The organism is Flavobacteriales bacterium (genome assembly GCA_019694795.1).
Classification (GTDB): Bacteria; Bacteroidota; Bacteroidia; order Flavobacteriales_D; family UBA2798; genus UBA2798.
Map to the genome: position 1 here is coordinate 21,684 of JAIBBF010000006.1, position 13,401 is coordinate 35,084.

Annotated in this window: 8 protein-coding genes; 5 read left to right on the forward strand and 3 right to left on the reverse strand. The window is 40.2% G+C overall.

Annotation, left to right across the window (positions count from 1 at the left end):
- Positions 1-9: 9 nt before the first annotated feature.
- Together K1X56_03590 and K1X56_03595 are read right to left on the reverse strand one after the other, a co-directional pair.
- Positions 10-468: a hypothetical protein gene (locus K1X56_03590; GenBank protein ID MBX7093781.1), complete on the reverse strand. Its 459-nt coding sequence runs from the start codon at positions 466-468 to the stop codon at positions 10-12.
- Positions 465-1,385, reverse strand: a complete 921-nt coding sequence (locus K1X56_03595; protein MBX7093782.1) for a hypothetical protein — start codon at positions 1,383-1,385, stop codon at positions 465-467. The genes K1X56_03590 and K1X56_03595 overlap by 4 nt, the downstream gene beginning before the upstream one ends.
- A gap of 156 nt (positions 1,386-1,541) precedes the next feature.
- Between K1X56_03595 and pfkA the strand changes: the two genes are divergently transcribed.
- Positions 1,542-2,510 (forward strand): 6-phosphofructokinase, encoded by a 969-nt coding sequence (gene pfkA / locus K1X56_03600; GenBank protein MBX7093783.1) that lies wholly within the window; start codon positions 1,542-1,544, stop codon positions 2,508-2,510.
- 6 nt (positions 2,511-2,516) lie between these two features.
- Entirely contained in the window at positions 2,517-4,991 is a 2,475-nt protein-coding gene (gene priA / locus K1X56_03605; protein MBX7093784.1) for a primosomal protein N', read from the forward strand.
- Here priA and K1X56_03610 read toward each other — a convergent pair whose 3' ends face one another.
- Positions 4,992-6,671 carry a response regulator gene (locus K1X56_03610; protein ID MBX7093785.1) on the reverse strand — a complete coding sequence of 560 codons (1,680 nt, stop codon included), beginning with the start codon at positions 6,669-6,671 and terminating at the stop codon, positions 4,992-4,994.
- 120 nt (positions 6,672-6,791) lie between these two features.
- On the opposite strand from K1X56_03610, the gene hisS reads away from it, so the two are divergent.
- Genes hisS through K1X56_03625 form a run of 3 tightly spaced genes read left to right on the forward strand, consistent with a single transcriptional unit; the run spans position 6,792 to position 13,401 of the window.
- Positions 6,792-8,162, forward strand: a complete 1,371-nt coding sequence (gene hisS, locus K1X56_03615) for a histidine--tRNA ligase (GenBank protein MBX7093786.1) — start codon at positions 6,792-6,794, stop codon at positions 8,160-8,162.
- Positions 8,163-8,164: 2 nt separating this feature from the next.
- Positions 8,165-9,670 carry a histidine ammonia-lyase gene (hutH, locus tag K1X56_03620; protein MBX7093787.1) on the forward strand — a complete coding sequence of 502 codons (1,506 nt, stop codon included), beginning with the start codon at positions 8,165-8,167 and terminating at the stop codon, positions 9,668-9,670.
- Between the two features lie 11 nt (positions 9,671-9,681).
- Entirely contained in the window at positions 9,682-13,401 is a 3,720-nt protein-coding gene (locus K1X56_03625; GenBank protein MBX7093788.1) for a TraB/GumN family protein, read from the forward strand.

A 13,401-nucleotide genomic window follows, 5' to 3' on the forward strand; every position in this document is an offset into this window, starting at 1 on the left:
ATTACCGTTTTATTTTTTGATCTGTTTGAATCCGATGAGCATCACTGCACATCCTGATGTTTTTTTATTGGGATCCAAACGAGCTTCGATGATCACGTCGAGGGTCGACTCCACTTTAAAATCCCAATAGGTAGCGTTTCCGTAATCCATATTGGAGAAAAGCAGATTTCTTTCTTTATCGTACACGTCGAAAATCACGTATTTGTCTTTTGTACCGGCAGAAGCTGCAATGCGGTAGGTAGAACCTCCGAAAAATGTTGTGGTAAATTCTGCAGTTTGTTCTTCATCTAACAAGGCTCTGTAGGTCTGACCATCCGAAATAAAAATAGCGCTTTTGTCTTTTTTACTTGGTTTGGTAAGGTAATCCTTACAGATATTAGTTAATGAATCGCAGCTTTGAGCATTTACAAAACCTGCCGTAAAAAACAGGGCCAAAGCAATGAATAGAGTGTGCTTATTCAGTTTCATAGGGCAGATTCAACGATTTTGGTTCTTAATGCTTTTACTTTTTCAGTGATGGAGGTCAAAATTTCCGGAGTAAGGTTCACCTTGGTGGTGCTCTTAATTACGGTAATTTGATTATCGGCATCAGTTTCTGGTTTTTGGTAGCTGTAGGTAAATTCTACATTAGCGAAATAGCTGTAAAGTTCTTCCATTTCAGAAAGAAGGTTGCTATAGCTTTCTTCTGTATTGTACTGCTCAAGTAATTCAATCAGATTCGAAAGTGTGGTTTTTTGCTCACCGATACGGTTGATCAGATTTTGGTTATTGTTTTGTTGCACCACTTCGCAGGCGAAATACAATGCTTCAACCCATCCACCGGTAAGAATTAAACCTGCTTCTTGCGAACGATCATTGTTTTTCAGGTATTCATCTCCATTTCTGTAGGCATCACTAACGATAACCAGCATGGAATCTTTATTCCCCATGTTTTCGGAGAAACGATCCATGATGTCTTCAGAAAATGCACCTCCCATATCGAGTTCTTTCGATAATTGTTCAACAGAAGAGAGATAAGTCAATGCTTCATTGGTATTATCATACATGGTAGCATAGCCTAAATCAGCTCCGTAAACACCTAAGTTGAGTGCTTTCGCAAATTTTGTAGAATAGCTGGCCGTAGCACTGGTCGGATTTAGCATCGACGCATTGTAAGGCGCACCGGTACTTTTAATCAACTCCGCTGTTTGAAACGGTGAAGGAATACTAAACAACTTACCGTTGATCGTCATCCCCATTGCATCGTTGGTGTCGAGTACATTAGGATTTACCTTCGTCACATCCTGTTCAGTGGTATTGGAATCTCCACAGCTCGCTAATGCAAGGGAAACTATCCCCACAGAAACGATACCGAGCTTCCTGAGGTCTTTTGAAAAATTAGACATATTCAGACTGGCTTTTTTTTAACGGTGCAAGTAATAAAATTTTAGCGATATCTCAAAAAAGAGATGTTCGATAAAAAAAAGAAAATGTTCGCCGAATTTGCGCTTTGATGGGGTCAATGAATTGTGAAAAAGCCTTCTTTGTGCTATTTTGCAACAATGAAGAAAATCGCTGTTTTCACCTCAGGAGGTGATAGTCCGGGAATGAATGCCTGTATTCGGGCAGTTGTGCGTACCGCTGCTTTCCATAATATACAAACCACTGGTATTCTGCATGGTTACGAGGGAATGATGGATGCTGAATTTGTAGAACTTACCCGAAGTTCTGTGGCCAATATCATCAATCGCGGGGGGACCATCCTCAAAACGGCCCGCAGTAAGCGCTTCATGGAGGCTGAAGGAAGAAAAATAGCGCTGAATAACCTTAAATCTGCCGGAATCGATGGTATTGTTGCTATTGGGGGCGATGGCACATTTACAGGAGCCAGGGTTTTTTCAGAAATCTGCGATATTTCCATTGTAGGGTGTCCGGGTACGATCGATAATGATTTAGTGGGGACCGATTACACCATCGGATACGACACCGCTATTAACACAGTGATGGAAGCTGTTGATAAAATTCGGGATACGGCGGAAAGTCACGACCGGCTTTTTTTCGTGGAGGTTATGGGACGCGATGCGGGTTTGATTGCTTTGCGTTCCGGAATTGCGGTTGGAGCGGAAGATATTTTAATTCCTGAAACCCGGACAGATCTTAACCTTTTGATAGAAAAATTAAGGGAAGGAAGAAAAACCAAGACCTCAAAAATCATCATCGTTGCAGAAGGAGATGAAGCCGGGGGAGCATTTACGGTAGCAGACCAGGTGAAAAAAGCATTGCCCTTTTATGATACACGGGTTACTGTATTAGGACATATCCAACGCGGGGGGAATCCAACCTGTATGGATCGGGTCAATTCTTCGCGTATGGGATTTGCAGCGGTAGAGGCTTTAATGAACGGAAAAAATGGGGTGATGATCGGAATTGTGAATAACAATATCACTTATACACCATTCGAAAATGCCATAAAGCATATTCAGCAAATATATCCCGACTATCTTCGCATGATGGAAATTCTTTCCATGTAAGTAATTGTGACGGATCGTAAAACATATTTTGCCGACATCATTCTCCCCCTAGCGGTTCCCCAGTATTATACCTACCGGGTCCCCATGGAGTTGAATGAAAGCATCGCCATTGGAATGCGTGCCATTGTTCAATTTGGAAAAGCCAGATTGTATACCGGAATCGTGCGGAAAATTCACGAGGTGGCACCTGCACATTACGAGGCCAAATACATGGAGGGATTACTCGACGACCGGGCCATTGTTACTGAAGGACAAATGCAATTCTGGGAATGGATGGCAGGCTACTATTGCTGCACCGTTGGTGAAGTTTTTGTAGCAGCTTTACCGGGAAGTTTACGCCTTGCTTCCGAAACCAAAATCGTATTGTTATCGGAAGAAAATGAAGGATCGCATTCACCAAAGGAACAAGTGATTTTAGATGCGCTTTCAGCAAGAGGGACCTTAACACTTTCTGAAGTTTCGGAATTACTACATCAAAAAAATGTTCAGCCTTACATTAAAAGTCTGATCGAAAAAAACAGAATCGCTGTTGAGGAAGAATTAAAATTCAGGTATAAGCCAAAATATGAAACTGTGCTTGAATTGCATGAGGCTTATCAGGATGAAGAAAATCTGAAATCGCTTTTTGCCCAATTGGAAAACGATAAACGGGCCATTAAACGGGTTGATGCATTATTAAAATTTATTCAGCTTTCCGGTAAATACTCAGCGAAGGAAATTCCCGTTAAAAAATCGGAACTCATTCAGCAATTGGAAGGAAATGCTTCACCGATTGAGACGCTGATAAAAAATGGGATTTTAATTCCCAGAAAAGTGAGAGTCGACCGGCTAGCTCTGGATTTGGGAGAGTCCTCCCCTATGCCTGTATTGTCGGAAGAACAACAATCGGCATTGGATCAAATCAATCATCATTTTGAAAATAAAGAAACCGTTTTACTTCACGGGGTGACCGGATCCGGAAAAACGGAAATCTATGTAAAACTGATTGATCAGGTGTTAAAATCGGGACAAGGACAAGTATTGTACTTATTGCCGGAAATCGCTTTAACTACCCAAATTATTAATCGTCTTCGTCGATTTTTTGGCGATGTTGTTGGCGTGTATCATTCTCGATTTAATGAACAGGAAAGAGCGGAGATATGGACCAAAACACTAAAAGGAGAATACAAAATTCTTATTGGAGCACGATCTTCTCTATTTCTGCCTTTTCATGATTTGAAATTGGTAATTATCGACGAAGAACATGAAAATTCATTTAAGCAATACGATCCTTCGCCACGCTATCAGGCACGCGATTCTGCCATTGTATTGGCAATGATGAATAAAGCAAAAACATTATTGGGATCGGCAACTCCCAGCATAGAATCCTATTACAACGCATTGCAGGATAAATATGGATTAGTGGTGTTGAAAAAGCGTTTTGGAGGAATGTTATTGCCCGAAATTCAATGCATCGATTTAAAGAAATCGCATCAGCGAAAGGAAATGCACGAATCGTTTTCGCACGATTTATTGGAGTTTATCCGAACAGCCATTGGTAATAAAGAACAAGTCATTTTATTTCAGAACCGAAGAGGATATACTCCCCAATGGAAATGCGAAACGTGTGGATGGGTTCCAAAGTGTAAAAACTGCGATGTCTCGCTCACTTATCACAAGCATAGTCATTCACTGCAATGCCATTATTGCAATTTGAATATGAGTCCACCCAAAGTATGCAGCGCCTGTGGAAGTCACAAACTCAACATGCTGGGATTTGGTACTGAAAAAATTGAAGAGGATCTGGTGCAACTCATTCCCGGAATCCGCGTACAGCGATTGGATCTGGATACTTCCCGGTCGAAAAACGCCTATTTACAATTGTTGAGTGATTTCGAAGATCATAAAATTGATGTGTTGGTGGGAACACAAATGGTGACCAAAGGTCTGGATTTTGATAATGTTGCTTTAGTCGGTGTTTTAAATGCCGATAGTCTTTTAAACTTCCCCGATTTCAGAGCTTTTGAGCGATCATTTCAACTTTTAGCCCAGGTATCAGGAAGATCCGGAAGAAAAAACAAAAGAGGATTGGTCCAGATACAAACCTGGGAACCCAATCACTGGGTGATACAAAAAGTAATGCAAAATGATTACGAAGGTTTATATAAACAAGAAATCATTGAACGAAGAAATTTTCATTATCCTCCATTTATTAAATTAATACGGATTACCATTCGCCATAAAGACCGTTTAAAAGCGGCCGAAGGAGCTGATGCTTTAGCTAAAACATTGCGCAAAGAAATGGGAAAACGAATTTTAGGTCCGGAAGAACCTGTTATTTCAAGAATTCGCAATTATTATATTCGAAACATCACCATCAAAATCGAAAAAGGATCGACTTATCCGCAATGGAAAAAACACCTGATGGATGTTATTTTAGATTTTAGAAAAATTAATGACAAAGGAAAATACCTGGTCGATATTGATGTTGACCCTGCATGATTATTTCATGAGGTAACGCTTACGTTTTAATTTCCCAAGATTGGTTGTCTTTTGCTTATTCCGCAAATTAATGGCTGATTCCGTATAATAAATATGTTTCTCCAGGAAATGGATTTGTTTTTCTACCCATTCTTTTCGGGATAGTTTAATATCCTGTTCCTTCATTTCTTTATACAAGGTTTCTGCAATATCGTCGTAGTCTTTTCTACCGAGATAATCGTAGTCTGCATCATTCATAATTTGTTGCAAACGGGTTTTGGGGATAGACCGCACTTTGGTAGTTCTGATAATGCCGGATATCAATTTGATTTGTGCAGAAGTATATCCATAATCCGGCAATATTTTGCGTGCCATTTTCACTGCTAATTCCTCATTGTTGTGGTAGGTATACAAATAACCACAATCGTGCAACAAAGCAGCTGTATTCAACATTAATTGCTCTTCTTCATCCAGTCCTTCTTCCTTACCTATAACCATTACTGCCTGCAATACATCCACGGTGTGATGAACGCCATGATAATATAAATTGGCGGGAAGTTCATTGGTAAGTCGATCAATGATATAATCTTTCAAACGCTCATACTGAACAAAAATAAGTCCGGCAACCTGTTTCATTAATTTATTAGGGTGCGTGCCCTTCCCTCCTATCGAATACTCGGGTTTTAATCCGGTGATGTAATACATGCCAACGTGACCAATATTTTTGCCTTCGATTTGTCCACGGTAATGACAGTCGAAATAATCCTTTATTTTTTCGAAGGTAGCTGCTGAAATGTTGACTTTCCCTGGTTCGCAATTCGAGCAAATTCGGGATGCGATATTCACCGTATCGCCCCACACATCGTAGGCAAATTTTTTCTTCCCGATTACTCCTGCTACGAGTGGACCACTATGAATTCCAATCCGTAATTCCCAGGCTTTTCTTCCCGACTTACGAAGTTGATGCTTCATTTTTTCCATGTGGTTGGCAATTTCCAATGCAGCAAGGGCCGAAAGAATCGGATTTTCTTTTCTCTTTTCCGGAACACCTCCAACACTCATGTAAGCATCACCAATGGTTTTGATTTTCTCCAGATGATAACGCGTAATGGTCCGGTCGAACTGGGCAAAATACGAGTCGAGAGTATTGACCAATTCAACTGCCGACATCTCACGGGTTCGGTGAGAAAATGAAACGAAATCGGTAAATAACACCGATGCCATGGCATAGCGTTTTGGTTTCACTTTGCCGGAGGTTTCAAGTTCCATCGCAATTTCCCTTGGCAGGATATTTAGGAGCAATGAACGAACACGTTTTTTCTTATGAAAAAGCTTTACAAATACTTTTACCATCGACCGGATTGTTTCCGGTTGAAAGGGCTTTTCGATATAATCTACAGCGCCCGATTTATAGGTCTCGGCCACCTCATAGCGTTTGTGGTCTTTATCGAGCGTAATTATCACATGCGCATCTTCACCATGGTGATCCTGGCGAATCGTGTGCATAAATTCAAAGAGATCGAGTCCTTTTAATCCATAGTCGAGAATAATAACAGCCACCTCGGTATATCGCATTATATCCAGTGCTTTAGCAGCAGTGTCGGTACGAATGATAGTACAGGGTAAAGGATTTAAAATCTCCTCCAGCTTGGCCTGCTGGGAGATGTTGTCGTCGATAATCAGGACTGTTGTTTCGGCCATAAGAAGTCGAAAATTAGTCAAAAAAATAAACCGGAAGAATGCTAACTGAGGAAATTCAGTTTTCAACGGACAATGTTTCGCAAGGAAGGATTGACTATTTTTGGGCAACGATTAACACTTATGGCAGAAAAACCTTCAATACCCAAAGGCACACGCGATTTCGGACCACAGGAAATGGTTCGCAGGAATTACATTTTTGAAACGATTCGGGGACATTTCCGGAAGTATGGATTTTTGCCCATTGAAACACCGGCGATGGAGAACCTAAAAACGCTGATGGGGAAATATGGTGAAGAGGGAGACCGGTTAATCTTCAGAATCCTGAACAGTGGCGATTTTCTGGACGGAATGGATTTGGAGGAACTGAAATCAAAAGGATCGTTGTATGCCTCTTCTAAAATCAGCGAAAAAGCACTTCGTTATGATCTAACCGTTCCTTTTGCCCGTTTTGTGGTACAACATCAAAATGAGATCAGTTTTCCCTTTAAACGATACCAGATTCAACCTGTATGGCGAGCAGATCGTCCACAACGTGGCAGATACCGCGAGTTTTATCAGTGTGATGCAGATATGATCGGATCGGATTCACTTTTAAATGAAATTGAACTGATTCGATTGATGGATGATGTGTTTACGGATTTAAACATTAAGACCACCATCAAACTCAACAACCGCAAAATTCTGGGAGGTATTGCTGAAATAACCGGCGAACAAAACCGGATTGTAGATATCACGGTGGCCATTGATAAACTGGATAAAATCGGTGAAGAAGCTGTGCTTAACGAAATGCGGGAAAAGGGAATTTCAGAAAATGCCATTGCTAAAATTCAACCTTTATTAACGCTAAAAGGAAGTGCTCAGGAACAACTTAATGTTTTGCAGGATTTGTTTGTATCTTCCGAAACCGGTAAAAAAGGAATCGACGAATTGAGATATATTTTTAATTTATTTCAATCGGAAAACATGCAACTTTCCACTGCCATTTTAGAATTGGATATTACGCTTGCAAGAGGATTAAATTATTACACCGGTGCCATCTTCGAAGTAAAATCGAACGAAGGCGAATTAAAGGTTTCTATCACCGGAGGTGGACGATACGATGATTTAACCGGAATTTTTGGCTTAAAAGGAATGTCGGGCGTAGGAATTTCTTTTGGGGCAGACCGTATTTATGACGTGCTTACCGAATTAAACCGTTTCCCGGAAAGTCATTCCGACTCCACCCAACTCTTATTTGTAAATTTCGGTGAACAGGAAGCATTCTGGTGCATTCAGCTTTTGCAATTATTGAGGAAAAACGGTATTAATGCAGAGTTGTATCCCGATAAAGCAAAAATGGCCAAGCAGATGAAATATGCCGACGATAAACAAATTCCATATGTGGCCTTAGTGGGCTCTTCGGAATTGGAGAGTGGTACCATAACTGTAAAAAACATGAAAACGGGCGAACAAAAACTGATGCGTCCGGAAGAACTGATTCAATTATTCTGACTATGAATTTTCATTATATAACACCCGATCATTTAACTATTGACGCCATTGATGAATTAGTTCATTCAGGGAAAAAAATTGCCCTTTCCGAACGTTCGGTTCAATTGATTGAAAAATGTCAGCACTACCTGCATAAAAAACTTCAGGACAGCGATGCGCCGATTTATGGAATAAATACAGGATTCGGATCCTTGTGCAATACGAAAATCGAGAAAGATGATCTTTCCCTATTACAGGAAAACCTCGTCCGTTCGCATGCCTGTGGGATGGGACCTGAAATTGATCCGCAGATTGTAAAAATTATGCTGCTGTTAAAGATTCATGCTTTAGCATTGGGACATTCCGGTTCAACTTTAGCCACTGTTCATCGATTAATCGAAATGTATAATCATGAAGTATTGCCCATCGTATATGAACAAGGATCATTGGGAGCCTCCGGCGATTTAGCCCCACTCGCCCACTTATCTCTTCCACTCATTGGTACAGGAGAAGTGCATTACAAAGGCGAAAAACGATTTGCAGCAGATGTATTGAGAGAACTGAATTGGGAGCCCATTCAATTGCAGGCAAAGGAAGGATTAGCATTGTTAAACGGAACACAATTCATGAATGCCCACGGCGTATATGCGCTTATCCGACTGAAAAAATTAAGTCAGCTGGCCGATACCATTTCTGCAGTATCTCTGGATGCATTTGAAGGATTAATTGCGCCATTTCACTCCTTGATTCAGGTGATTCGTTCACATAAAGGACAAGCCATAACAGCAGCAAATATTCGTCATCTACTTCAGGGAAGCGAATTACAAAATAAACCAAAAACACAAGTACAGGATCCGTATACGTTCCGATGTATTCCTCAGGTACACGGTGCCAGTAAGGATCAAATCCGCCATGTTTCTTCCATTGTAGAAACGGAAATCAATTCGGTAACCGATAACCCAACGATTTTTCCGGATGAAGACCTGATCATTTCCGGAGGAAATTTTCATGGTCAGCCCCTTGCCATTTCATTCGATCTTTTAGCCATTACCGCTGCAGAATTAGCGAGTATTTCTGAACGGAGAATTTATAAATTAATATCGGGACAAAGAGGCTTACCTCCATTCCTGGCAAAGGATGCCGGACTCAATAGTGGATTTATGATTCCACAATATTCTGCGGCTTCCATCGTTTCTCAGAATAAACAACTTTGTATGCCGGCTTCTGTGGACACCATCGATTCAAGCAATGGACAAGAAGACCATGTAAGCATGGGTGCTAATGCTGCCACAAAAATGATTAAAGTGGTGGATAATTTAATTTCTGTTCTCGCTATTGAATTAATGAATGCATCGCAGGCATTATCCTTTAGAAAAGAGAAAACTTCTCCTTTATTGGAAAAATTTATTTCCAACTATAGAGAACACGTTCCATTAGTAGAAAAAGATATTTACATGCACCAGGAAATGGAAAAATCCAGACAATTTATTTTGTCCTGTTCCATCCCCGAAGGATTGGAAGCCTGGTAAATCATTAAAGAATGAAAAAACTCCTATTCGCCCTTATCCTGCTTTTAAGCACTAGTTTTTTGTTGAATGCACAAAAAGAAGGAGGTCCGAAAAAATATCAAGGTTTACTTTGGGAAATTTCCGGCAATGGATTAAGTAAACCTTCCTATTTATACGGTACCATGCACGTAAGTGAAAAATTAGCTTTTCACCTTAGTGATACTTTTTTTCTTGCCTTGAAAAAGGTGGATATGGTTGCACTGGAATTAGATCCTGCACAATGGATGGAGGAAACACTGGAGCTCGAGAAAGCGACCAATCAACGGGAATATTTGAGAGATCCGGGAAGTTCACGTGGCTTTTACGATTATGCATTTAAAATATTTTTTCCTGAGAAAAACGATTACGCCCGAATCATCCGTTCGAAACCCCGATTGATGAATGCGATGTTGTATCGCTCTTCAGATTACAAAAATGAATATGAAGAAGATACTTATCTGGACCTTTTCATTTTTCAGGCGGGAAAAAAATTGAATAAAAAAGTAGTGGGATTAGAAGATTTTATGGTCTCACGAAAATCCGTTGAAAAATCCTATACAGGCAAAGAGGAAATGGATCCCGAGAAGTTGAAAGAAGAACGTGAAATGATTCGTATCCGTGTCCGGCAAATGGAGAAAATAAAACCTTTACGGGAATATCAGGAGGACGCTTACCGTTTGGGTGATTTGGACATGATCGATTCATTATACCGCCTGATGAATCCGGGAACCAAGTTTCTTAAATACATGCTTTGGGATAGAAATATCGTAATGGCCAATGGCATGGATTCATTAATGAAAAAAAATAACAGTCTGTTTACCGGAGTTGGAGCAGCGCATTTACCCGGAGAAAAAGGAGTAATCGAGCTTCTTCGTTTAAAAGGATATACTGTTCGACCTGTTGTTTTTACTTCCCGCAGGGATGAAGAAATGAAAACGGAAATCGAAAACTTAAAATATCCGGTCAAATTCGAAAAGCAATACCCGTCCGATTCCTTGTTCTCGGTTGATATGCCCGGCAAAATGTACGTGACCGCAGAACGCGCCGGAAAAACCGAGTATCTGTTTAATGATATGTCGAACGGCTCCTATTACTTTATTCAGCGTTATACTCATAATGGTGCTTATAAGGGACACCAACCGGATTATATTTTGAGTCGAATCGATAGTCTCTTGTACGAAAATGTTCCCGGAAAAATTCAATCAAAAAAAACAATAAAATCTTCCAATGGATTTCCGGGTCTCGATATCGTGAACAAAACCCGTAGGGGCGATTTGCAACGTATGCAGATTTATGTTACGCCACTGGAAATAATTGTTTTCCGAATGAGCGGAAGAAATGATTATATCAGTGGTCCCGAAGGTGAAATCTATTTTAAGTCCATTCAGTTTTTGGACCGTTCTAATTCATCCAGCACTATCGTTTCATCCGATCACGCCTTTCAATTTAAAATTCCCGGAAACTGGATATCTGGTTACAATAACTCCACTTACAGCGGCATTCAAAAAAGGAATTATTCTTCGGTTGATAAAGACGGGAATTATTATTTCATGACTCAGTCGCAACTGATCGATTTCAGTTATATTGAAGAAGACACCTTTGAATTAAATTATCTCAGTGAGCGTTTTGCAGAAGACCTGAATGGTAAAATCGTATCGCGCGAATTGAAAATTACCGATGGTCGGCATGACCTTTACACCACCATTGAAGCAGACGGAAAAAATTACCAGCTTCGCTTATATATAGCAGGTGATAATTATTACATGATCGGGACAAATCATCCGGATAAAAATACCGCACTGAATTACGTTTCATCATTAAAGTCCCTCACCTATACCTATCCGCAAGCGTTTACCCATTATACCGATACTTCGCTTCATTTTAGTGTTAACACCATTGTTAATCCATCGCCATATTCCTCCATGGCTTATTTGGGCGACGATATGGGTATGAATTTGTTCGATATGGACGAAATCAAGGAAGAAGAAGCGATTTATCGTCCCATCCGGAATTCCAGGTTTTATCAATCGTATGCAACAGGTGAAAAAATCTTCGTGGAGTTCAGGAAGTTTTCCATGTATTACCAAATGGAAAATCCCGCTGAGTTTTGGGAAAAACAGGAAGAAGACCTTAATCAGGACCATCGTTTTATCTTGCGTAAATCGAAAAAGGGATTTGTATTTAACGACAGCATCCGCGATTATCTGGTGGTCGACACCAATAGTACCCGTGGTGTTTTAGTGCGTTTTATCCAGAAATGTGGTGTCCTTTACACCATTGCCGCAACCGTTGATACCGTGGCGGGAGCTAGTCCTTTTGTCAGCGAATTCATGCGTTCCTTTACACCGAAAGACACCTGCATCGGTTCCAGCATTTATTCAGAAAAAATCAATGAATTCTTTTTTAATAAAATCTATTCTGCCGACACACTTGAAAAGAAGCGCGCTTATCAGGGTTTAAATTATGTGTTCAGCAATTTGAATGAAGTCCATGTTGAACCACTGAAAAAATTCATTTCAAATCCGAAATTTGCTGATTTCCCATTGGAGGACAAACGTGAAATTATATCCGGTTTGGGTCGGATTAAACACAAAAGCATACTCCCCTACTACGATCAATTATATCAGCATTACACCGATTCATCCGGTATTGAATTTGCGATTCTTGAAGGCGTTGCTAATCAGCGAACCCAAAAATCGGTTGAGTTATTTTTAAAATTAATGGAGCTGGATTTACCGGTAAGCGCTAATGAAAACGACATCCATTACATTCTAAACCCTTACCGTGATTCTGCACAATTAGCTGCACGATTATTCCCCGGTATTCTCAAGTTTACCAAATACCCTGAATACAGAAATGCCATATATTCACTGATGAGTGAATTGGTGAAGAACGGGTATTTAAAGAAGTCAGAATATTCCAAATTCAAAAAGGAAATCCTGCGCGATGCCAATTACGAATTGAAAAAGTACATGGCTTCCATCGAGGGAAATCCGGAAGATTTTAATTTTGGATTTGGTGGTTTCTATAATGATGGATTTGTAAATAATGAGATGATCAATCCGGTTTGGGATTTAACGGAAGAACAACAAACTTTATTTCATTACGTATTGTTGCTGGGTCCGTTTAAAGGCGACGCCGAATGCGAAAAATTCTTCCACAAACTCTTTACTACACCGAAGGAAGATTTGAAAATTCTGGTGCATGCGTACCTGCAAACCCAGGGCTATTCGAGTCCCGATTCCTTATGGAATAATTATGCTTCAGATATTAAAACACGTTCAATCTGCTACCGTGCTTTAGCGTATTATAAGCAATCGGATTTATTCCCTTCAAACTATGCAACACAAGATTTAGTTGGACAATCGCTATTGTATGGCAATAGTAAGGATGTAGATAAAGACACGATTGTGTTGGTTAAAGTCAGCAAAATTTCATCACCCGGTGCAAGTGGCAATATTTACTTTTATAAAGCCCGGCCAAAAGATAAGAAGGTTTGGAAATTGGGATACGTGGGAACGCAGCCCGAAGATTTGAAAAAGATCAATACCTATCCAGAATTAAAACGGAAAGGAATTTCGTTTGACGGGGAAGAAATGATGGAGAAAGAAATCAGTACAATCCTGAAAAAAATGAGAACCAAAGGTCGTCAACGCGCTGAAGCCAACGATTACGGATACGGCGATTATGAAGATTATGAATATGGAGAATAA